We start from the raw sequence: 22119 nt of genomic DNA on the forward strand, positions 1-22119 counted from the left end.
TGCTGCTGGTAAAAAGTAAATCGAGCAGCAAGGATGCTGTTTGAAAAAAGGCTTGGATGCCGTGTGCGAAGCACATAAATAAGCGCACCGCAAAAATGAACGAAGTGAATACTCTTACCAAATAAACAAAAAACCCGCTAAAAGCGGGTTTCCATATCAAAAGTAATGTAATTACTCAGAAACTACCAACCAGTAATCTCGCGTAACCCTTTACCAATATCGGCTAAAGAGCGAACGGTTTTAACGCCGGCCGCTTCTAAGGCTTTGAACTTTTCGTCAGCTGTGCCTTTACCGCCTGCGATAATTGCGCCGGCGTGACCCATACGCTTACCTTCTGGAGCAGTTACACCTGCAATGTAAGATACAACAGGTTTTGTGACGTTCGCTTTAATAAATTCAGCGGCTTCTTCTTCAGCAGATCCACCAATTTCACCAATCATCACAATGGCTTCAGTTTCTGGATCTTCCTGGAACATTTCTAAAATGTCGATAAAGTTAGAGCCTGGAATAGGATCACCACCAATACCTACACAAGTAGACTGCCCGAAACCTTCGTCAGTGGTTTGTTTAACCGCTTCGTAGGTCAATGTACCAGAACGAGACACAATACCTACTTTTCCAGGCTTGTGAATATGGCCAGGCATAATTCCTATTTTACATTCGCCTGGGGTGATGACACCTGGGCAGTTTGGTCCAATCATACGTACGCCTTTGGCTTCTACATATTCTTTTACAAACAACATATCGATAGTAGGAATACCTTCTGTGATACAAACAATCAGTTCGATACCAGCATCTGCCGCTTCAACGATTGAATCTTTACAAAATGCTGCAGGTACGTAGATAACAGAGGCTGTTGCACCTGTTTTCTCAACCGCTTCACGTACTGTATTGAAAACAGGCAGGTCAAGGTGAGTGGTACCACCTTTACCAGGCGTAACACCACCAACCATTTGTGTACCGTAAGCAATCGCTTGCTCAGAGTGGAAAGTACCTTGACCACCAGTAAAACCTTGGCAGATAACTTTAGTGTGTTTATTAATTAATACCGACATTATTTGCCCTCCGCGGCTTTAACCACTAATTGAGCGGCGTCAGTTAGACTGCTTGCAGCTATGATGTCTAGATCTGAGCTGGCTAATACTTCACGGCCTAATTCGGCATTTGTGCCTTCAAGACGCACAACTACAGGAACATTTACACCGACTTCTTTAACTGCACCGATAATACCTTCTGCGATCATGTCACAACGTACAATGCCACCGAAAATATTAACCAAAACGGCCTTAACATTGCTGTCAGAGAGAATGATCTTAAATGCTTCTGCAACACGTTCTTTAGTTGCTCCGCCGCCTACATCTAGGAAGTTAGCCGGTTTACCACCATGAAGATTAACAATATCCATAGTACCCATAGCAAGGCCTGCACCGTTTACCATGCAACCCACGTTTCCGTCTAGTGCTACATAGTTAAGCTCCCAAGCGGCAGCTTCTGCTTCACGTGCATCATCTTGTGAAGGATCGTGCATAGCCGCGACTTTTGGTTGACGATAGGCAGCATTGCCATCGATAGCCACTTTAGCGTCAAGGCAGTGCATATCACCGTCTTCTTTAATCACTAGAGGGTTAATTTCGATAAGAGCAATATCCAAATCAACAAACATTTTTGCTAAACCTAAGAAAATCTTAGTGAATTGCTTAATCTGTACGCCTTTAAGGCCCAATTTAAACGCCATTTCACGGGCTTGGTAAGGCTGAGCACCGACAATAGGATCAATTTCAGCTTTAAGAATTTTCTCTGGAGTTTCGTGAGCAACAGTTTCAATTTCAACACCGCCCTCAGTAGACGCCATAAAAACGATACGACGAGAAGTACGGTCAACAACCGCACCTAAATACAGCTCATCGGCGATATCTGTGCATGATTCTACCAAAATCTTAGATACCGGCTGACCATGTTCGTCAGTTTGGAAAGTCACCAAATTTTTGCCTAACCACTGGGCAGCAAAGGCTTTGATTTCGTCTTTAGTTTTCACTAACTTAACGCCGCCAGCTTTACCACGGCCACCTGCGTGAACTTGGCACTTTACTACCCACTCGCTTCCACCAATTTTATCGGCAGCTGCTGCGGCTTCTTCTGGAGAAGACGTAGCGAACCCGTCAGAGACAGGCAAGCCATACTCTTTAAACAATTGCTTGCCTTGATATTCATGCAAATTCATGATTTTTTCTACCCGTTTAATTTAAGAAAAAAGCCGCTAATAAGCCGCTTTATTTTGTAAGTCGTTATATCAAGCTATAACGACAAGATGCAGATGAGGATAAGCCTCATCTGCCTCAGTTTAATGACACATCTACTGCTTTTTATACATCTAAAAGCAGACGTGTCGGATCTTCTAACATTTCTTTGATGGTCACTAAGAAGCCAACCGACTCTTTACCATCGATAATACGATGATCATAAGACAATGCTAAATACATCATTGGCAAAATTTCAACTTTGCCATTTACCGCCATAGGTCTGTCTTGGATTTTATGCATTCCCAAAATAGCACTTTGTGGCAGGTTTAAAATAGGTGTCGACATCAGCGATCCAAATACACCACCGTTAGTGATAGTGAAGTTACCGCCTTGCATATCAGCCATGCTTAGTTTTCCGTCACGACCTTTAAGGGCAAGTTCTCGGATCCCCCCTTCGATGCCGGCCATGCCTAATGCATCTGTATCTTTGAGCACAGGTGTCACTAAGCCACGGGGCGTTGACACTGCAATCGAGATATCAAAGTAGTTGTGATAACAAATATCATCACCGTCAATGGACGCATTCACTTCTGGGAAACGTTTTAGGGCTTCGGTTACAGCTTTTACATAAAAAGACATAAAGCCTAAACGAATACCGTGGCGTTTTTCAAAACTTTCTTGGTATTGCTTGCGTAAATCCATGATTGGCTTCATGTTAACTTCGTTAAATGTAGTTAACATAGCCGTGCTGTTTTTCGCTTCAAGTAAACGTGTGGCGATGGTTTTACGCAAACGTGTCATTGGCACACGTTTTTCGGTACGATTTCCTTGCGCTACAACAGGCTCGGCTTCCGTTTTTGTCGATGAAGCAGCAGCAGGAGCTTTTAAAGACTTTTCAACGTCTTCTTTGGTAACGCGGCCACCTTTACCTGTGCCTTTAATATTCGCAGCATCTAATCCCTTTTCAGCTAACAGTCTGCGAACAGATGGGCTAAGGGCATCGTTCTCTTCTGAAGCGGCTTCTTCTACTGGTTCAGATGAATCAGCAGTTGCTCCAGCACCGGCTACAAAATTCGCAATGACTTGTTCGCCAGTTACCGTTTCACCTTCAGGCGCTAAAATATCGCTAAGGGATCCATCCGCAGGAGCAACCACTTCTAAAACGACTTTATCGGTCTCAATATCAACTAAGTTTTGATCTCGAGAAATAGCTTCACCTGGCTTTACATGCCAAGTTGCAATTGTTGCATCTGCCACTGATTCTGGCAGAACAGGTACCTTAATTTCCACTGATTCACCTTTTTTATCGGATGTTTGACTGGATGATTCTTTAGCCGGCGCTGCATCAGCATCAACATCAGCTTTAGCTTTAGCTGTTGTATCCGCACTGGCTCCTTCTTCAAAATTGGCAATGGTTTGCTCACCTAAAACGGTTTCGCCTTCGGCTTGTAAGATCTCGCTAACGACACCATCTGCAGGAGCCACAACTTCTAAAACCACTTTATCTGTTTCAATATCCACAAGACTTTGATCGCGACTGACTTTATCGCCTACTTTTACATGCCAGGTAGCGATTGATGCATCTGCCACTGATTCAGGCAATACCGGTACTTTTATTTCTATTGTCATACTGGTTCCTTATTTAATTGTTAATGCATCATCAACCAAATCTTTTTGTTGTTGGTTGTGAACTGAAATATAGCCTACTGCAGGAGAGGCAGACGCTTGACGGCCAGCATAGGTTAAGCTGGCTCCTTTTGGTAACGAGGACCAAAAGTGATGTTGACTACAATACCAAGCCCCTTGGTTTTGTGGCTCTTCTTGACACCAAACCCAATCCTTGACCTGCTTGAATCTAGTAACAACTTTTTCTAGCTCCTCATGTGGGAACGGATAAAGTTGTTCGATACGAATAATAGCGACATCAGTTTGTTCCTGCTTACGACGTTGTTCTAGCAAATCGTAATACACTTTACCCGAACACATCACCACGCGCTTCACGTCACTTGGATTAATATCATCTATTTCATCAATTACATTGTGAAACACACCTTCAGCTAACTCATCCACACTAGATACGGCTAAGGGATGACGCAATAAAGACTTAGGTGACATCACAATAAGTGGCTTACGCATTGGCCGTAACGACTGACGACGTAGCATATTAAATACTTGCGCAGGGGTCGAAGGAACACATACTTGCCAGTTATGATCGGCGCACATTTGTAAGAAACGCTCTAACCTTGCAGAGCTATGCTCTGGTCCTTGTCCTTCATAACCATGGGGTAACAACATAGTTAATCCGCACAAACGCCCCCACTTGGCTTCACCAGAACTTAAAAATTGGTCGATGACCACTTGGGCACCATTAGCAAAATCACCAAATTGCGCTTCCCAAATCGTTAAGGTGCCGGGCTCTGCTGTCGCATAACCAAACTCAAAGGCCAAAACGGCGGCTTCAGACAAAACAGAATCATAAATTTCAATTTTGCCTTGCTTATCATGTAAGTTAGCCAGTGGCATATAATCAGAACCATCGGTTTGATTATGTAATACCGCATGACGATGGAAAAAAGTACCACGACCTGAGTCTTGACCGGTCAAGCGAATAGGATTACCGCGATCGACTATATCGGCATAGGCTAAATTTTCGGCCATGCCCCAGTCGAACGGTTTGTCGCCATTGACCATAGCTACGCGATCTTTATATAACTTAGCCACCCGTGACTGTAACTTGTGATCCGCTGGAAAATCACAGAGTTTTTCGCCTAAAGACTTTAATTTATCAGCACTGATTGCGCTGTCATACTTTACATCCCAATCGTGTCCAAGATAGGGCGACCAATCCACCGAATGCTCAGTCATTGGACGCCATTCTTCGACAACGCAAGCACCATGATCCAGAGCGGCCCGATAGTCACTCACCAGTTTTTCAACTTCATGGGTTTCTATGATGCCCTCAGCAACTAATTGCTCGGCGTATATTTTGCGAGGAACAGGATGTTTTTTAATTTTTTGATACATCAAAGGTTGAGTCGCATTCGGCTCATCCGCTTCGTTGTGACCATGACGGCGATAACAAACTAAATCAATGACCACATCTCGTTTAAATTGATTACGATAATCTAGCGCCAATTTAGTCACGAATAATACCGCTTCTGGATCATCGGCATTCACGTGGAATATAGGCGCCTGAACCATTTTGGCTATATCAGTACAATATTGAGTTGAACGAGTATCTTCAGTCTTAGAGGTGGTAAAACCGACTTGGTTATTGATAACGATGCGCACCGTGCCACCCACCTGGAAGCCTCGGGTTTGCGACATGTTAAAGGTTTCTTGTACCACACCTTGACCGGCAATGGCCGAGTCTCCGTGAATAGTAATAGGCAGTACAACCGAGCCGTCGGTACAGCCACGTCTGTCTAATCGCGCACGAACCGAGCCAATCACCACAGGGTTAACAATTTCAAGGTGTGAAGGGTTAAAAGCCAAAGCCAAATGCAAGTTACCGCCAGGTGTGGCGAAATCCGAGGAATAACCGGCGTGGTATTTTACGTCACCGGCACCTAGAGAATCATCGTGTTTACCAGAAAACTCATCAAACAATACAGATGGGTTTTTACCCAGCACATTCACTAAGGTATTAATTCTACCTCGGTGCGCCATACCGATAACCACTTCTTTGGTGCCTTTAGCGCCAGCATGACTAATTAGGCCTTTGAGCATAGGCACTAATGCATCACCGCCTTCAAGGGAAAAGCGTTTTGCTCCTGGAAACTTAGCGCCAAGGTATTTTTCCATACCGTCAGCTGCGACTAAGCCTTTAAGAATACTAATCTTTTCTTCACGAGAAATTTCAGGCTTGGCTTGTACTGATTCAATACGATGCTGTACCCAACGTTTTTGGTCTGTATCGGTAATGTGCATGTATTCAGTACCAATAGAGCCACAATAAGTGCGATTAAGGGACTTAAACAACTCGCCTAAAGGCATGGAGTCTTTACCAATGGCATAGGATCCAAGATTAAAGCTTGTGTCAAAATCACTTTCAGAAAGATTGTGGTGCGACAGTTCTAAATCTCTGACTCTTTCTTGTTTCCACAGTTCGAGTGGGTCAAGATTGGCATGCTGATGGCCTCTAAAACGAAAGGCGTTAATCAACTGCAATACTTTTACCTGCTTTTCGTCTCCGCCACTGGTGGCAGCAGTAGATGAGCTTGCTCCCGCTCTCGCCGCAGGGCCGAGCGCAGCTAAAGAACGAAATTGATTTCGTACCAAACTGTGCTTGGTTTCAACTCCTACTCCTTCGAGCTTAGGAAGTTTTTCAAAAATGTCCCGCCATTCATCAGATACGCTTTGAGCATCCTCTAAATAGGCTTCATACATTTCTTCTATGTAAGTAGCGTTGCCACCAGACAAATGGGATGAATCCCACCATGCTTTCATCACGCTTTGTTGCATTGTCGTCCCTTGGTTTTATTCAGACTTGCAAGTATATGTGCATTCGCACACAGTATTTTTGTTTTCGTTAAAATCTAAACGGCTCGTTTCAACAGCATAGATTTTATATGACCAATTGCTTTAGTTGGGTTTAATCCCTTAGGACAAACGCTAACGCAATTCATTATGCCATGACACCTAAAGACACTAAAAGCGTCATCCAACTCGCCTAAACGAGCATCTGTTGCGGTATCACGACTATCCGCCAAAAAGCGGTAAGCATGTAGCAAACCAGCTGGACCAATAAACTTATCTGGATTCCACCAAAATGACGGACAAGAGCTTGAACAACATGCACATAAGATACACTCATACAAACCGTCGAGTTTTTCTCTTTCTTCAGGAGATTGTAAAAACTCACGAGCCGGAGGCTGATTGTCGTCGTTGATTAGAAACGGCTTAATTTTTTCGTACTGGGTATAAAATTGTGACATATCAGTGACTAAATCACGTACTACCGGCATACCCGGTAAAGGTCGAATCACAATTTTAGAGCCTTTAAGTGCCGATAAAGGTGTTATACAAGCTAGGCCATTTTTGCCATTCATGTTTACACCATCAGAGCCACATACGCCTTCACGGCATGAACGTCTAAAAGACAAAGTCGCATCGGTTTCTTTTAGGGCAATCAGGGCATCCAATACCATCATGTCTTGGCCTTCATCCACTTCAAGTTGGTAGTCTTGCATACGAGGGGCGTTGTCTACGTCAGGATTGTAACGGTAAACAGAGAAATTCAATTGCATAATCGTTACTCCTTAGTAAGTTCTAGCTTTAGGTGGAAATGCTTCACGAAGTTTTGGTGTCATATTGACTTCACGTTTTATCATTGAGCTGTCTTCTGGTAAATATACCGAGTGACATAACCAGTTAGCATCGTCTCTATCTGGGAAGTCAAAACGACTATGGGCGCCACGACTTTCAGTTCTGAAGTTTGCAGCCACTGCCGTACTGTATGCCGTTTCCATCAAATTATCTAATTCTAAACATTCAATACGCTGAGTATTAAAATCATTACTCTTATCGTCTAAACGTGCATGTTGCAATCTTTCGCGAATATCACCTAACTCTTTCAGGCCAGTTGCCATTGCTTCGCCTTCTCTAAATACCGAGAAGTTAAGTTGCATACATTGTTGCAGGTCTTTCTTAATCTGTACCGGATCTTCACCTTTACCGGCATCAGAATTTTCCCAGCGATTAAAGCGAGTCATAGCGGCATCTACGTCATCATTGCTAGCTTCACGTGCATCAATGCCATCAATGGCTTGACCAAGGTGTAAACCAGTCGCACGGCCAAACACCACTAAATCGAGTAAAGAGTTACCGCCTAAGCGGTTAGCACCATGTACCGACACACAAGCAATCTCACCACAAGCAAACAAACCTTTAATAGGTGAAACCTTGCCACTAGCGTCAATATTCAGCGCTTGGCCATCTACGTTTGTAGGAATACCACCCATCATATAGTGACAAGTAGGAATGACCGGAATAGGCTCTTTTACCGGATCAACGTGGGCGAAAGTACGAGACAACTCCAAAATACCCGGTAAACGGGACTCCAATACTTCTTTACCTAAGTGATCGAGTTTTAATTTACAGTGCGGCCCTAAAGGTCCATCAAATCCACGACCTTCACGAATTTCGGTCATCATCGAACGTGCAACCACATCACGTCCTGCTAGGTCTTTCGCGTTTGGCGCATAACGTTCCATAAAACGCTCGCCATCTTTATTTAGAAGATAACCACCTTCACCACGGCAGCCTTCGGTTACCAGTGTACCTGCGCCTGCTATACCCGTTGGGTGGAACTGCCACATTTCCATATCTTGCATAGGCACGCCTGCACGTAACGCCATACCTACACCGTCACCGGTATTAATATGAGCATTAGTAGTTGAAGCATAAATACGCCCTGCTCCACCTGTTGCTAAAACGACGGCTTTAGATTTGAAATACACCACTTCACCGGATTCGATGTCAATGGCGGTACAACCCACCACGTCACCGTCTTGGTTTTTAACTAAATCAAGGGCATACCATTCGCTGAATACTTTGGTTTTGTTTTTCACATTTTGTTGATAAAGCAAATGCAATAAGGCATGACCGGTTCTGTCGGCTGCAGCGGCAGTACGTGCGCCTTGCTCACCACCGAAGTTTTGCGACTGACCACCAAAAGGACGTTGATAAATTTTTCCATTTTCGAAACGAGAAAAAGGCAGTCCCATATTTTCCATTTCTATAATGGCTTCGGGGCCAGTTTTACACATGTACTCGATAGCATCTTGGTCACCGATATAATCAGAACCTTTAACTGTATCGTACATGTGCCATTCCCAGTTGTCGTCATGGGCATTACCTAAAGCAACCGTAATACCACCTTGAGCCGATACTGTGTGTGAACGAGTAGGAAATACTTTCGATAACAAAGCACATGATTTACCCGACTCAGAAATCTGCAATGCAGCGCGCATACCTGCACCACCTGCACCAATTACAACTGCATCATATTCATGAACAGGAATACTCATTTACACACCCCACAAAACAAATAAACCAACAACTGCATATACAAATGCAATAAGGTTAAGAACAAATTGAATAAACGCACGCAATCCCGGCGCTTTTACATAGTCAGTTAAGACCTGCCACATGCCAATACGCACATGAAACATAATAGATAGCAAAGTGGCAAAGGTGAAAACCTTCATCGCCAAGCCTGAAAATAACTCATGCCAGATTGCATAAGTCACTTCTGGCGTTGAGATAAAAAACCATCCCATAAATATAGAAAACGCCGTCATTATAATGGCTGTAGCGCGAATGGTTACAAAGTCTTGGACACCATTACGTTTTAAACTTGCTTGACCGCTTAGCATAATACCACTCCTACTAATATGGTTAAGATGATCCATGCAGCGATAATAGCTTTGGCGCTGATGTCACCTGATTGAAGTTCTTCCCAATGGCCCAAATCCATAATCATGTGCCTGATACCGCCTAACACGTGATAAATCAGAGCAGAAATTGTGCCTATGGCTACAAACTTGCCAAGTGGCCCCGCCATTTGTTGTTGCACAAAGGCAAAACCTTCAGCTGATGACACAGATGTCGCCCAAGCCCAGATCACAAACATCAATGCAAAAAACATTGCGACGCCTGTAATACGGTGGAGAATGGAAGTAATAGCTGCGGGAGGAAAACTTATTGTATTGAGTTGTAAATTAACTGGTCTTTGTTTTTTCACGTTTATCGCTCTTTATACCCGTAGGTGGTTTAAATATTTTGGCTGATAACATTTTGCATGTTAACTTTTTGCTAAAATTCTATTTTTATCCAAAAGATTGTTACCACTTCGTTAATGAAAAGTTACATGCAAATAATCTTTTCACAGTGAAGTGCTCTAAGCGCAAGAAGTATATCCAGCGATTCCAATAAATACAATTATTGTTCTTTATTAAAGGTTTATAACCCCATAGAAGTATCAAGCATTATTAGTTACAAAGGATTATGGCTGGACTATTAGCAAAGTTTATCAAGGTATGCGAAAATTAATAAAAGCGTTTAATTAGTGAATAATTATTAAACAAAAACCTTTTAAAATTGACATTATCACCGATTTTAAGTTCAAATAGCGGCGATTTCCCCCCCAGTAAATAGCTATTTATACTATTTATCGAATACAAAACGACTCTGAGGAGAACAGTACATGGCAGATAACAAAGCCATTTTAAAAGCGGGTGACAAAGAAGTTGAACTTCCCATTTTGTCTGGCACTGCAGGCCACGATGTAATAGACATACGGTCTCTAGGCACTAATGGGTATTTTACTTATGACCCCGGATTTATGGCAACTGGCTCATGTGAATCATCGATTACTTATATTGATGGTGCCAAAGGCATTCTGTTGCACAGAGGTTATTCTATCGAAGAGTTAGCCCGCGATGCTGACTACATTGAAGTGGTTTATATGCTGTTGCATGATAAAACCCCCAATACTGAAGAATACAAAGCATTTAAAGATACTATTACTCGACATACTTTAGTGCATGATCAGGTCAATAACTTTTTCAGAGGTTTCAGACGCGATGCTCATCCAATGGCGATGCTATGTGGTACAGTTGGCGCCATGTCTTCGTTCTATCATGATGATCTGAACATCAATGATCCAGAGCAAAGATTACGTAGCGCATATCGCCTTGTAGCGAAAATGCCAACGTTAGTGGCGATGTGTTACAAGTACAATATTGGTCAACCCTTTGTTTATCCGAGAAATGATCTGAGCTACGCCGAAAATTTCTTGAATATGATGTTCTCGGTTCCAGCGGAAGATTATAAAATCAGCCCAGCTGTAGCTAAAGCCGTAGATAGAATATTTATCTTACACGCCGACCACGAACAAAACGCATCAACTTCTACAGTACGATTGGCCGGCTCTTCTGGTGCTAATCCTTATGCATGTATTGCAGCAGGTGTTGCATCCTTATGGGGACCTGCACACGGCGGCGCCAACGAAGCATGCTTAAATATGCTAGAAGAAATTGGCACAGTAGATCGCATTCCTGAATTTATTGCCAAAGCTAAAGATAAAGCAGACCCGTTCCGTTTAATGGGCTTTGGTCACAGGGTCTACAAAAACTTCGATCCTCGCGCCACAGTTATGCGTGAAAGTTGCCACGAAGTATTAGCAGAACTCAATATTGATGATCCACTACTCAATGTTGCAATGGAGCTAGAGCGAATTGCTTTAAGTGACCCCTATTTCGCAGAGAAAAAACTCTTCCCGAATGTAGATTTTTATTCTGGAATTGTGCTTAAAGCCATTGGTATTCCAACCAATATGTTTACCTGTATTTTTGCCTTAGCACGTACAGTAGGCTGGGTATCTCACTGGCACGAAATGTTAAGCCAACCAGGACAAAAAATTGGCCGTCCTCGCCAGTTGTATACTGGTGAAGCACAGCGTTCGTATAACAAAATTGATAAATAATTATTAATTAGCTTAAAAAAGCGAACTTAATTGTTCGCTTTTTTTTGCGTTAAAAACCAGTTGGTCTTTTAATTTATTTTTTACAAAAAACTAAGGCACGTTTCAGGTCATCATTATTGTTATTCTGCTAATTTAAGTAATCTTTCACTGCGCGCCACTGTTATGATCCTAAATCAGTTGAACATATCAGCAGCTACTTTCCACTGCCCATTCTCTTTTGACCAAACAACGAGATAGTAGCCTTGAATAATAGAACCGTCAGCCAGAGTTGTCTTGGCAGTGCCATAGTCATAGGCCATATCACCACTAGCGGATATATGAGCAGAATCAGATCTCCAAGATACTTTGTCTTGAGACTCTAGCATTTTCTTGGTGGCATTGCGGATGTCCTCTATTCCGACAATTGGTGCCGCACTAGGCATTATCAAAACAGAGTTCTTCGTCATTAACGCCATAATCCCTTCTAGATCACGATCGCCATACAAAGTGGACCATTTTGTCTCAAGCTCCATGATGCGATCCTCTTCTGAACCTGGCTGGGCTGTTGCTACTGAGCAAAGAAAAAGTAATGCGGCGACAATTTGAACGTAACGCATGTTGTAACTCCTAGTGGTTTGGTAGATATCTAAAAAATCAGCAGTGCGTTGGATAAATAAACATCTCCAGTGTTCTGCGTTATGTTTAACGCCTCACTATATTGCGCTGCCTTTTTGGTGTCAATTTGAGCGATTTGTTATAAATTTTTATCATTATCTTTTCCGTGCCATATTCTTAAAATATAAATGGGATCTAGTTTATTTAGCTATTAATGACAGTTTTTGTATCTCATTTTGTGTGTCGTTGGCTTTAGCGTGTAACCAAGCAATAAACCTTTGGATCTGAGGTCGTTTTTCAGCACCAGTTCGTAGTGTAAATCGATATGGGAAAGGCGCGTCAATATAATGCGACATTGGAAATGGAGCAACAATCGATCCCTCTTCAATGTTTGGTAAAACCAATGACAGACCGCATACCAAAAACCCCACATTTTGCCGTACGGCTTCTAATGCATGGCGCGTGTGTTTATAACGAACGCCCCTGTCCAGCCCAGTTTCGCGATAAGGATACGTTTTAAACCATTCAACCCAACCAGGATATTCATTTTTTTCTTGTTGCGCGCTCAAATGAAGAAGTGGCATTCCCTCCATCTGTAATACTGGATCCCCTTTAGCAATTCGTCGTGGGTTGTCAGGACCTGTCACAGGAAGAAACACGTCGCGAAAAAGTTCCTCACCCTGGGTGTCTCCATAGCTCACCTTTATATCTGGAGTACCGATACGAAGCGGTACGTCCCCAGACCCATTTATGCAAAACAGAATATTAGGATGCAACTCACGGAAAGTTGACAGGCGCGGAGCTAACCATAATTCAGCCCAATCTGGGTCTGCGACTATATGTATTTCGCTTACGCGCTGAAAATCAAGTGAATCAGTCACTCTTTGTAACGCGGCAAAGGCCAGCTGCAAATCATCAAGGGCAGTGGTAAGTTCTGCGGTTGGTTTTAAGCCAGAACGACCACGAACCAAAAGATCAGTGCCCAAATAGTCTTCTAGGGAACGAATTCGCTGGCCAATAGCGGCTGGTGTAATATTTAATCTCTGAGCCGCTTGCCTTAATGAGCCTTCACGAATAGCTAACTCAAGTGCTTGTAATGATTTTAAATGTGTAGAAGTAGTCATTGATAAAGATTACCTTTAGCAATAAAAAAACAAGTCAAGATTAACAAAGATAATCTTTATAAAGCAAAAGAAATCTTAATTATTAGTTATGCTTAAAAGCGTTCATAGTTACCTTGCCGATATGGCATGAATCAAGGAGAGTAAAATGAAACGTTATATAATCGAGCGAGATATTCCTGGCATTGGAAACTTCTCAGTAACTGAACTGTGTGGAGCTGCTCGTGCTTCTAATCAAGCTATAGCTACTATAGCGCCCGATATCCAGTGGCAACATTCTTATGTTGCAGATGGTAAGACATTCTGTGTTTATCTGGCTAAAAGCCCAGATGAATTAAAAAAACATGCTGAGTTGAGTGGTATTCCAATTTCGAAAATAACAGAAATATCCCAAATCATCGATCCTTTGACTGCAAACAATTGATTTATATCATTATATTTTGTTGTGGTGGGTCAAAACATTATTCAGTGGCAAAGCCAACACTATAGTGGTTGTTGGCTTATAACAGCTTTTTTACCCTAGCGTAATTAACGGCGCAACTGTATTTCCAATAAACGTTAGTCAATTTTTAATTAACCCGAATTCGGGATAAGGAATGTCGAAAAATACAGATTTACATTTATATTTCAAAGACTTACTTTAATTAAAATTAATACAATTATTCAAATCATGGGTAAGTGGTGCTAGTTTTGTTCTTATCAAGGCGTTCATTATGTTGTGTAGTCACTCTACACTCATGATGAACAACGAAGATAGGGGCAAAAATAGCGCTACTTACAGGCGTTTCTTATCTCGAGTTCGGGTTAATTAGTATCAGCAATCATTGATGGTACTAGTTTTTTTAAACAATCCATAAACACTGTCAGTTTTAAAGGTATAAAATCTTTACTTGGATAAACTAACCAAGCTGATGTTCCAAAATCTGAGGCTGCGCATTCATATTCGGGGAATAGATCAATAAGCTGACCGCTTGCAATTTCATCACTGCATAACCAATTCGGCAATAATGCAATACCTAAACTCGCCACTGTACTGGCGGTCATTGTAAGCCCATGGGATATCAATAGATTTCCAGATACAGGTACTTTTATTTCTTTTTGGCCCGGCTTTCTAAATCGCCAATAATCTCTGTATCCCGCAATGGAAAAACGCAGACACTCTAACTCACTAATACAATTAGGATCATTGGTGATCTTGTTTGCTTTAACGAATTCTGGACTAGCGCACACTTTAAATAAACGAGGGGCTAATTTTGAATAAACTAATTCACCTGTTGGTTGTTTTCCAAATCGCACAGCAACATCTATTTTTTGTTCGACAATATCAATTTGATTGTCTGATAATACCAACTCAAGTGCTAATTTGGGGTATTTCTGCCGCATAATAGGTATTATTGGTACCAGCATTTTCTGCCCAAAAGAGGTACAAGCAGCTACTCGAAGCGTACCTACAGGTTGATTAGACAGTTCTAACGCTTGCTCTCCGGCTACTAATAACTCTTCAACGAGTTGATTTACCTGATTAAAATAAGCCTGCCCTGCTTCGGTTGGAGCTAAGCGACGTGTAGTGCGCTGAAACAGCCGAAAACCTAAAGTAAATTCAAGATTCCTAATGGTACGAGAGACAGAAGAAGGATCAATATTGCGAATTCTTGCGACATTAGCAAAACTTTGATGTTTCATGACATCAACAAACAACTGAACGCTTTTCAAATCCATTCATGCACTCCTTACATCAATGTCGTGACTAAACCGCTATTTACTACATAAAACACCTTTTGTAGTCTAGAACCTTAACACCTGCAAACCAAATGTTACCTTAAGCAAAAAACAAAGGAGTGGTTACTATGTCTTTAAAATTTTATAAAAACTTTTTTTCGAATATAGAAGATGTCTTAGCAGATATCAGTCGTAATAATACTTGGCCAACAACATTTGTATCTGGGGCTACAGATGGCCCTCCGGTGCACTGGCACAAAGACGAAGTACACGCCTATATTATGGAAGGCGAAACTGACTTTTTAGACGCTGAAACAAATAAGAGAACTCCGGTTTCTGCTGGTGATAAAATTGTTGTGCCTGCTGGTAATTTACATGCAGAAGGTGCAATTAAAGATCGCGTTGTTTATATACTGGCATTACCAGAACCAAGATTACCAGAAGAATTTTTAGCTATGGAAGGCATATAAACTCATTGCACTGGTTGTGTTTTAGGCGAAGACCAAACTTCTAATCGGAAAAACCGATGTTTTTTTATCTTTTGGCCTCCCCTCGACTGGATGAAGAGCATTGTGTCGAGCGGCGTTTTTGGGTTACTTTTTCTCAGCTGTTGACCAAAAATTTTATGAATAAATTTAGAACGTACTTTAGTGCGGCCAGTAGGGTGAAATACATGGAAGTATTTCCTAAAAAAGTAACTGGCTCGAAAGGATTCGAGTCAAAAACTGACAAGCGACCGCCAAGGATGGCGGAAGGTAGAATAACGCAGGAGCAGTTATCGAGAGGCCAATAAGCGACAGCGCATGCCTCTTAGAGACTAACGGGCAGGTTTACTCAATTGTTGGACATTATTAATGAAATTCAACAATTTGCGCAGAGGTGCTAAGCCCCATGCCTAGCACCTTTACAACAGGCATAAAAAAAGACGCTTTCGCGTCTTTTTTCAAAGCAAAGATCGATTAACGACGTAAACCTAAACGTTTGATAAGATCTTGATAACGTTCAACGTTTTTACCTTTAAGGTAATCAAGTAACTTACGACGTTGGCTAACCATGCGAAGAAGGCCACGACGTGAGTGGTGATCTTTCTTATGATCCGCAAAGTGACCTTGTAATTTATTGATGTTATTCGTTAACAAAGCAACTTGTACTTCAGGTGAACCTGTGTCGCCTTCTTTAACTGCATATTCAGCAAGGATTGCTGCTGTTTCTTGTGTACTTAGTGACATACGTTTCTCCAATAATTAAGAGTTTAAAGATACAACCCGCCAATCACTAATTCAGCGAGTCAAAAAAGAGCGCGTATTATAACGATGCTTAGCGTAATAACAAGCCTTGTAGTCATAAAATTTAATCAAGTCATTCATGCACCCAACGCATTGATTTTCTAGCCGTAAACCACTGTGCGTTTAGGCGCTATCTTGCCATCAGAGTCAATAAAACCCACCCCTAAAAATAGGCCACTGTCTTGGCTATACACGCGAATCAATGTGTTTTCTGGATATTCTGTTGAACCTATAAAATTCACTGGATTACCATTTCTAAAAAAACCTTCGGCAATGGGATCAATTTCAACATTTTTTAGGGTTTTTACCGCTGAGTCCATAGGCATTAACAGTTGATCCATATGACTAAATGTTGGGTCATCTAATAAATCTGCGCTGTCGCTGTCAATCTCGTCTCTAAGTGATTGCAGCTCTTCCATGGTAAGCATTTTTTCCATTGGATAGTCGGTCACTTGGGTACGGTGCAATTTACTGACAAAAGCACCACATCCTAATAGCTGCCCTAAATCATCCACCAAAGAACGAATATAGGTGCCTTTGCTGCTATGCACAGTCATATCCACTTCGTCACCTTCAAATCTGTCGATGGTTAGACTAAAGATGGTGATATCTCGGGCTTCCCTTGGAATATCTATACCTTGGCGAGCATAAAAATATAAGGGTTTACCTTGGTGTTTTAAGGCCGAAAACATCGAAGGTACTTGTTTAATCGGCCCTTTAAACTGCTCGCAAGCAGCTACTAGCTGCGCCTCTGTTACCTTGACTGGGTGAGTTTCAACTATCTCACCTGCGGCGTCAGAAGTAGTAGTACGTACACCTAGCTTTGCTGTGACTTGATAGGTTTTATCTGTATCTAATAAAAATTGTGAGAATTTAGTAGCTTCACCTAAACAGATTGGCAACATACCTGTGGCTAAGGGGTCTAAAGCCCCTGTGTGCCCTGCCTTAGCCGCATTAAACATGCGTTTTACTTGTTGTAGCGCATGATTAGATGATATTTCTAAACCTTTATTCAGCAGCACAATGCCGTTTACGGCACGACCTTTTCTTTTTCTTGCCATATTGACTACTTCTGCTCGTCTTCGTCAGACTCTTGATTGTCTGTGGAACGTCCTGCTAACTTCGCCCGTTCTGCGTCTTTTGTTAGTGTATCACTTACTAAGTTGGCAATACGTATGCCTTCAGCAAGGGAGCCATCACGCACAAATTTAACGGCTGGTACGGCGCGCATCCGCATACGACTGGCCAATAATGAACGGATAAAGCCTTTGTTGTCTTGTAAAATATTCAGGTAATTTTCTACTTGCTCTTCATCATTTTCGAAGAAGGTCACAAAAATCTTCGCATAGGCTAGGTCCCGCGATACCTCAACCCCAGATACGGTTACCATACCAAGACGCGGATCGCGATTTTTAAACTCATTTTGTAAAATGCTGGCAATTTCTTTGTGAATTTGTTGCCCGACTCGGTCGGTACGTGAAAATTCTCTGGCCATGTTAATATCTCCTGATACCTGAGGTATCTTTTTACAAACAAAACGGAGGCCGTAGCCTCCGTCTATATTTTTAGCTAATTGCTACTCTGGCTAGCCAAACTTACAGTTCGCGTTTAACCTCAACGATTTCAAATACTTCGATTTGATCGCCAACTTTAACGTCATTGTAATTTTTCACGCCTATACCACATTCCACCCCATTACGGACTTCTTGGGCATCGTCTTTAAAGCGGCGCAATGATTCAAGTTCACCTTCGTAAATAACCACGTTATCACGTAATACGCGGATAGGATTACTACGTTTCACCACACCTTCGGTCACCATACAACCTGCGATAGCTCCAATTTTAGGCGACTTAAACACGTCACGTACTTCTGCTAAACCGATGATCTCTTGCTTGAACTCAGGTGCCAACATGCCGCTCATGGCTTGTTTCACTTCATCAATCAATTGATAAATCACGCTGTAATAACGTAAATCAATTTCTTCGGCATCAAACACTTTACGGGCAGATGCGTCGGCACGTACGTTAAAACCAACCACTATGGCATTTGATGCAGCCGCTAAACTGGCATCAGTTTCGGTAATTCCACCTACGCCACTGCCGACAATATTCACTTTCACTTCGTCGGTTGACAACTTAGTCAAAGATTCTGAGATAGCTTCAACTGAGCCTTGTACATCGGCTTTAAGCACTACGTTCAATTCGCTTACATCGCCTGCTTCCATATTGGCAAACATGTTTTCCAATTTGGCTTTTTGCTGCTTCGCAAGTTTTAGTTCACGTTGTTTGGTATGACGTTTAGTGGCAACTTCACGGGCTTTACGCTCGTCTTGTACCACTAAGGCATTTTCACCGGCAATAGGCACACCAGATAAACCAAGGATCTCTACTGGCGTTGAAGGACCTGCTACTTTGACATCTTTACCGTTTTCATCACGCATGGCGCGAATACGTCCGTATTCTTCACCACATAACATAATGTCTCCAGCACGTAGCTCACCTTCTTGAATAAGCACAGATGCTACCGGCCCACGGCCTTTATCAAGGCGTGATTCAATGACAATACCTTTCGCTGGACCAGTTGGTACCGCCTGCAAGTCAAGTAATTCAGCTTGTAGGCTAATGGCTTCTAGTAGCTCATCAACACCTTGGCCTGTCTTAGCAGACACATTCACAAACTGGAATTCACCGCCCCATTCTTCTGAAATCACTTCGATTTGAGAAAGCTCGGTTTTCACTCTATCAAGATCCGCTGATTCTTTATCAATTTTATTAACCGCAACAATAAGAGGTACACCTGCAGCTTTAGCATGTTGTACCGCTTCTTTGGTTTGCGGCATCACGCCATCATCTGCCGCTACTACTAAGATAACGATATCAGTAGCAGTTGCCCCACGAGAACGCATCGCGGTAAACGCTGCGTGACCAGGGGTATCCAAAAATGCAATACGACCAGTGTCAGTTTCAACACTATAAGCGCCGATATGCTGGGTAATACCACCTGCTTCACCGTCTGCGACTTTGGCGCGGCGAATATAATCAAGTAATGAAGTTTTACCGTGATCAACGTGGCCCATGATAGTCACAACAGGCGCACGACCTGCTTTCTCACCGCCCGTGGCGTCTGCAATCAATTCATCTTCAAGTGCGTTGTCGTTTACTAACTCGTACTTGTGCCCCATTTCTTCAACTACTAATACCGCAGTTTCTTGATCCAGTACGTGGTTAATAGTCACCATTTCACCCATTTTCATTAGGGTTTTAATGACTTCAGTGGCTTTAATGGCTAGTTTGTTTCCAAGCTCGCTCACAGTAATGGTTTCGCCAATACGCACGATACGCTCTACCGGTTGGGCTGGCTTGTTAAAGGCATGTTTTAGCTCAGAACCAGCATTTTTCTTAGACTTTTTACGTCTACGTCCGCCATGTTCGGTTTTGATATCATCCATATCTTCGGCTTCTTGAGCGTAGCGATTTGAATGTACATGCACTTCTTCTTTTTCTTGTTTCTTACGGCGCTCTTCTTCTTCTTTCCAGCGACGGGAGTTTTCTTCAGCTAGTTTTTTCGCTTCTTCTGCCGCTTTTTTCGCATCTTCTTCAAGTTTGCGTTGAATTTCTTCTTCTTGGGTCTTGCGCAGTTTTTCTGCTTCAGCATGCACTTTTTGTTGTGCTGCTTTTTCTTCAGGGCTTAAGGCAGCTTCTTCTGCTGCACGGGCTTCTTTTGCTTTCTCAGCACGTGCAGCACGTTCAGCATCGGCTTTCGCTTTGGCTTCAGCGGCTTTCTGCGCTTTTTCTTCGGCGGCTTTTTTGGCTTTTTCAGCCGCTTGTTGCTCGGCTTCTAGCTTCGCTTGTTGTTCCTCGGCTAAACGCTTGGCTTCTTCTTCCGCCATTTTAGCTTCTTCAACTTCAGAGCGCTTCACGTAAGTGCGCTTTTTACGTACTTCAACGGTTACCGCTTTAGACTTACCGGCACTTAATGTGCTGGTAGTTTTGCGTTGTAGCGTCATACGCTTTGGTGCTTCCGAACCTGTTCCGCCGTGTTGCTTACTTAAAAAATCCAATAACGTACGTTTTTCATCTTCGGTTACATCATTGCCTGCTGCTTTTTCAATACCTGCACTTTTAAATTGCTGAACCAAACGGTCAACGGTCGTACCTATATCGGTGGCAAGTTTTTCTATGGATACTTCTGCCATATGGGAATTCCTCCTGTTGACCTATTCTTCGTTAAACCAAACGATATTACGAGCAGCCATGATTAATTCACCGGCCTTCTCATCGTTTAATTCTTCTATATCTGAAATCTCATCGGTACCTTGCTCTGCAAGCCCTTCAAGATCGGTAATGCCACGACTTGCTAGGGTATAGGCAACATGTTTGTCCATACCTTCAAGGTTTAACAACTCTTCTTTAGGCTCTGCAGCTTCAAGTGTTTCTTCTGTATTAGGAAGCAGGCCCAGCAAACCAAAATCCAAGCGCTCGTCGTACCGAAAGGCGCTCCCTTTATTGAGCGCTGGCGAAGCAAGCAAACCCTTGCCTCTTAAGGCTGTGTTAAGGACTTTTATGCCGCTTTCATTCAAACGGACGTTGACTTTTTCCATGATTGTTACCACTTAACATATGCACTGCCGTGTGCTATAATATAATGAACGTTCTAGCTGCAAAAGGACCTAAACGACTGAGGCCATTATGCGTGATTTGGCCACAAAAATCAATGATCTCTGGGGGGAGATAAATCATGGAAAGATCCGACGTACTATCCTTTATCACCATAGCCGCTGGTTTTGTCCTCACGCAATTTTCACTGATCCTCTATCTGCCCAGCCAACACCTGATTGCCCAATCCATAGGCCTGACAGCACAAGACATGGCTTATGCACTGAGTACAGCCCTATGTGGCTATGCAGCCGGCCAACTTTGGTGGGGAACACTCTCTGATTTTTTTGGCAGAAAAAAAGCCTTGTTAATGGCTGCTATAGGAGGAGGCATCACTGCATTCTTTATTCCTCACTGTCATACAGCCCAAAACTTTGATGAAATGCTTGCTGTACTGACATTCTTCCAAGCGGCCTATACCAGCATAGGTTACGCACTTATTTACGATACATTTCCAGCCGATAAAACAGCTAAAATCATTGCTTCCGTTGGCGTCCTTATGGCCATTACACCTGTGGTAGCCCCTTATATTAGCCTGACTATCACTGAGCGCTATGGTTGGACCATGCTTTTCTATGCATTAAGCGCTTACAGTCTTCTTTTATCTTTTGGCATTCTTTTACAGGTCAAGGCACGCAAGATTCCTTCCATAAGGCCTAAATTGGTCAAGGGCTTTGCTAACCTTATGCGCAATCAAGCATACCTGAAATACTGCTTCAGCCTGGCGCTGACTTTCAGTACCTTTATACTCTTTCAACAAAATGCATATGCCATTTTCACACATGTCATGCACGTTCATGCCCAGCATTATGCTATGGCGTATGCGCTTGCATCATCGCCTTACTTACTTAGCACCATTGCAGTTAGAAAACTCATTCAAAAAATGACTATAGGCGCCATAGCAAAAACCGGCACTGGATTGCTTGCTACAGGCTACCTGATGCTTGCCTTGGCTGCGCTCTTCCCTGCACACCTTCTAAGCACGTTTTTTGGCTGGCTGGGCGTTATGATTG

At 42.6% G+C, this 22119-nt stretch carries 19 protein-coding genes and 1 pseudogene; 4 read left to right on the forward strand and 16 right to left on the reverse strand.

Annotation, left to right across the window (positions count from 1 at the left end):
- Nucleotides 1–182 precede the first annotated feature (182 nt).
- The 8 genes from sucD to sdhC form a co-directional block, all read right to left on the reverse strand.
- Nucleotides 183–1055, reverse strand: coding sequence for a succinate--CoA ligase subunit alpha (sucD, locus tag Q0688_RS07210; protein WP_299074614.1), 873 nt, complete (start codon nt 1053–1055; stop codon nt 183–185).
- Entirely contained in the window at nt 1055–2221 is a 1167-nt protein-coding gene (sucC, locus tag Q0688_RS07215; protein WP_299074616.1) for an ADP-forming succinate--CoA ligase subunit beta, read from the reverse strand. The genes sucD and sucC overlap by 1 nt, the downstream gene beginning before the upstream one ends.
- 142 nt (nt 2222–2363) lie before the next feature.
- On the reverse strand, nt 2364–3869 hold the full coding sequence (gene odhB, locus Q0688_RS07220; protein ID WP_299074618.1) for a 2-oxoglutarate dehydrogenase complex dihydrolipoyllysine-residue succinyltransferase: 1506 nt from the start codon (nt 3867–3869) through the stop codon (nt 2364–2366).
- Between the two features lie 9 nt (nt 3870–3878).
- Nucleotides 3879–6704 carry a 2-oxoglutarate dehydrogenase E1 component gene (locus tag Q0688_RS07225; RefSeq protein ID WP_299074620.1) on the reverse strand — a complete coding sequence of 942 codons (2826 nt, stop codon included), beginning with the start codon at nt 6702–6704 and terminating at the stop codon, nt 3879–3881.
- Nucleotides 6705–6778: 74 nt separating this feature from the next.
- The gene (locus Q0688_RS07230) at nt 6779–7489 is read right to left on the reverse strand and encodes a succinate dehydrogenase iron-sulfur subunit (protein WP_299074622.1); all 711 of its coding nucleotides are present in this window, start codon (nt 7487–7489) and stop codon (nt 6779–6781) included.
- 12 nt (nt 7490–7501) lie between these two features.
- Complete coding sequence (gene sdhA, locus Q0688_RS07235) at nt 7502–9271, reverse strand: succinate dehydrogenase flavoprotein subunit (RefSeq protein ID WP_299074624.1); 1770 nt, start codon at nt 9269–9271, stop codon at nt 7502–7504.
- Nucleotides 9272–9619, reverse strand: a complete 348-nt coding sequence (gene sdhD, locus Q0688_RS07240; protein ID WP_299074626.1) for a succinate dehydrogenase, hydrophobic membrane anchor protein — start codon at nt 9617–9619, stop codon at nt 9272–9274.
- Nucleotides 9613–9987, reverse strand: coding sequence for a succinate dehydrogenase, cytochrome b556 subunit (gene sdhC, locus Q0688_RS07245; RefSeq protein WP_299074628.1), 375 nt, complete (start codon nt 9985–9987; stop codon nt 9613–9615). The genes sdhD and sdhC overlap by 7 nt, the downstream gene beginning before the upstream one ends.
- A 462-nt stretch (nt 9988–10449) precedes the next feature.
- On the opposite strand from sdhC, the gene Q0688_RS07250 reads away from it, so the two are divergent.
- Entirely contained in the window at nt 10450–11730 is a 1281-nt protein-coding gene (locus tag Q0688_RS07250; RefSeq protein ID WP_299074629.1) for a citrate synthase, read from the forward strand.
- Between the two features lie 173 nt (nt 11731–11903).
- On the opposite strand, the gene Q0688_RS07255 is transcribed toward Q0688_RS07250, so the two are convergent.
- Both Q0688_RS07255 and Q0688_RS07260 read right to left on the reverse strand, forming a co-directional pair.
- A complete protein-coding gene (locus Q0688_RS07255) occupies nt 11904–12326 on the reverse strand; it encodes a nuclear transport factor 2 family protein (RefSeq protein WP_299074630.1) in 423 nt (140 codons plus the stop codon).
- A 198-nt stretch (nt 12327–12524) separates the two neighbouring features.
- Nucleotides 12525–13448 carry a LysR family transcriptional regulator gene (locus Q0688_RS07260; RefSeq protein WP_299074631.1) on the reverse strand — a complete coding sequence of 308 codons (924 nt, stop codon included), beginning with the start codon at nt 13446–13448 and terminating at the stop codon, nt 12525–12527.
- 145 nt (nt 13449–13593) lie between these two features.
- On the opposite strand from Q0688_RS07260, the gene Q0688_RS07265 reads away from it, so the two are divergent.
- Nucleotides 13594–13869: a DUF4242 domain-containing protein gene (locus Q0688_RS07265; RefSeq protein WP_299074632.1), complete on the forward strand. Its 276-nt coding sequence runs from the start codon at nt 13594–13596 to the stop codon at nt 13867–13869.
- A gap of 380 nt (nt 13870–14249) precedes the next feature.
- On the opposite strand, the gene Q0688_RS07270 is transcribed toward Q0688_RS07265, so the two are convergent.
- Nucleotides 14250–15164 (reverse strand): LysR family transcriptional regulator, encoded by a 915-nt coding sequence (locus tag Q0688_RS07270; RefSeq protein ID WP_299074634.1) that lies wholly within the window; start codon nt 15162–15164, stop codon nt 14250–14252.
- Nucleotides 15165–15292: 128 nt separating this feature from the next.
- Here Q0688_RS07270 and Q0688_RS07275 point away from each other — a divergent pair, with 128 nt between their 5' ends.
- On the forward strand, nt 15293–15634 hold the full coding sequence (locus Q0688_RS07275; RefSeq protein ID WP_299074636.1) for a cupin domain-containing protein: 342 nt from the start codon (nt 15293–15295) through the stop codon (nt 15632–15634).
- A gap of 489 nt (nt 15635–16123) precedes the next feature.
- On the opposite strand, the gene rpsO is transcribed toward Q0688_RS07275, so the two are convergent.
- The 5 genes and pseudogenes from rpsO to Q0688_RS07300 form a co-directional block, all read right to left on the reverse strand.
- Nucleotides 16124–16393, reverse strand: coding sequence for a 30S ribosomal protein S15 (rpsO, locus tag Q0688_RS07280; protein WP_299074638.1), 270 nt, complete (start codon nt 16391–16393; stop codon nt 16124–16126).
- 158 nt (nt 16394–16551) lie between these two features.
- Nucleotides 16552–17511: a tRNA pseudouridine(55) synthase TruB gene (gene truB / locus Q0688_RS07285; protein ID WP_299074640.1), complete on the reverse strand. Its 960-nt coding sequence runs from the start codon at nt 17509–17511 to the stop codon at nt 16552–16554.
- A gap of 5 nt (nt 17512–17516) precedes the next feature.
- Complete coding sequence (gene rbfA / locus Q0688_RS07290) at nt 17517–17945, reverse strand: 30S ribosome-binding factor RbfA (RefSeq protein ID WP_299074642.1); 429 nt, start codon at nt 17943–17945, stop codon at nt 17517–17519.
- Nucleotides 17946–18045: 100 nt separating this feature from the next.
- Nucleotides 18046–20646 carry a translation initiation factor IF-2 gene (gene infB, locus Q0688_RS07295; protein WP_299074644.1) on the reverse strand — a complete coding sequence of 867 codons (2601 nt, stop codon included), beginning with the start codon at nt 20644–20646 and terminating at the stop codon, nt 18046–18048.
- 21 nt (nt 20647–20667) lie between these two features.
- Nucleotides 20668–20889, reverse strand: a pseudogene (locus Q0688_RS07300) (helix-hairpin-helix domain-containing protein); the annotation flags it as partial.
- Between the two features lie 299 nt (nt 20890–21188).
- Between Q0688_RS07300 and Q0688_RS07305 the strand changes: the two are divergent.
- On the forward strand, nt 21189–22119 hold a 931-nt coding region (locus tag Q0688_RS07305; RefSeq protein ID WP_299074646.1), incomplete at its 3' end, for an MFS transporter.

This window comes from uncultured Paraglaciecola sp., from assembly GCF_937123705.1.
Lineage (GTDB): Bacteria > Pseudomonadota > Gammaproteobacteria > Enterobacterales > Alteromonadaceae > Paraglaciecola.

What these genes read in the sequence shown, in the direction of transcription:
- rpsO (WP_299074638.1), bottom strand. Translation starts at nt 16,393, where the DNA reads ATGTCACTAAGTACACAAGAAACAGCAGCAATCCTTGCTGAATATGCA.
- rbfA (WP_299074642.1), bottom strand. Translation starts at nt 17,945, where the DNA reads ATGGCCAGAGAATTTTCACGTACCGACCGAGTCGGGCAACAAATTCAC.
- sdhD (WP_299074626.1), bottom strand. Translation starts at nt 9,619, where the DNA reads ATGCTAAGCGGTCAAGCAAGTTTAAAACGTAATGGTGTCCAAGACTTT.
- Q0688_RS07260 (WP_299074631.1), bottom strand. Translation starts at nt 13,448, where the DNA reads ATGACTACTTCTACACATTTAAAATCATTACAAGCACTTGAGTTAGCT.
- Q0688_RS07225 (WP_299074620.1), bottom strand. Translation starts at nt 6,704, where the DNA reads ATGCAACAAAGCGTGATGAAAGCATGGTGGGATTCATCCCATTTGTCT.
- Q0688_RS07250 (WP_299074629.1), top strand. Translation starts at nt 10,450, where the DNA reads ATGGCAGATAACAAAGCCATTTTAAAAGCGGGTGACAAAGAAGTTGAA.
- Q0688_RS07255 (WP_299074630.1), bottom strand. Translation starts at nt 12,326, where the DNA reads ATGCGTTACGTTCAAATTGTCGCCGCATTACTTTTTCTTTGCTCAGTA.
- truB (WP_299074640.1), bottom strand. Translation starts at nt 17,511, where the DNA reads ATGGCAAGAAAAAGAAAAGGTCGTGCCGTAAACGGCATTGTGCTGCTG.
- Q0688_RS07275 (WP_299074636.1), top strand. Translation starts at nt 15,293, where the DNA reads ATGTCTTTAAAATTTTATAAAAACTTTTTTTCGAATATAGAAGATGTC.
- sdhA (WP_299074624.1), bottom strand. Translation starts at nt 9,271, where the DNA reads ATGAGTATTCCTGTTCATGAATATGATGCAGTTGTAATTGGTGCAGGT.
- sucD (WP_299074614.1), bottom strand. Translation starts at nt 1,055, where the DNA reads ATGTCGGTATTAATTAATAAACACACTAAAGTTATCTGCCAAGGTTTT.
- infB (WP_299074644.1), bottom strand. Translation starts at nt 20,646, where the DNA reads ATGGCAGAAGTATCCATAGAAAAACTTGCCACCGATATAGGTACGACC.
- Q0688_RS07270 (WP_299074634.1), bottom strand. Translation starts at nt 15,164, where the DNA reads ATGGATTTGAAAAGCGTTCAGTTGTTTGTTGATGTCATGAAACATCAA.
- Q0688_RS07265 (WP_299074632.1), top strand. Translation starts at nt 13,594, where the DNA reads ATGAAACGTTATATAATCGAGCGAGATATTCCTGGCATTGGAAACTTC.
- sucC (WP_299074616.1), bottom strand. Translation starts at nt 2,221, where the DNA reads ATGAATTTGCATGAATATCAAGGCAAGCAATTGTTTAAAGAGTATGGC.
- odhB (WP_299074618.1), bottom strand. Translation starts at nt 3,869, where the DNA reads ATGACAATAGAAATAAAAGTACCGGTATTGCCTGAATCAGTGGCAGAT.
- Q0688_RS07230 (WP_299074622.1), bottom strand. Translation starts at nt 7,489, where the DNA reads ATGCAATTGAATTTCTCTGTTTACCGTTACAATCCTGACGTAGACAAC.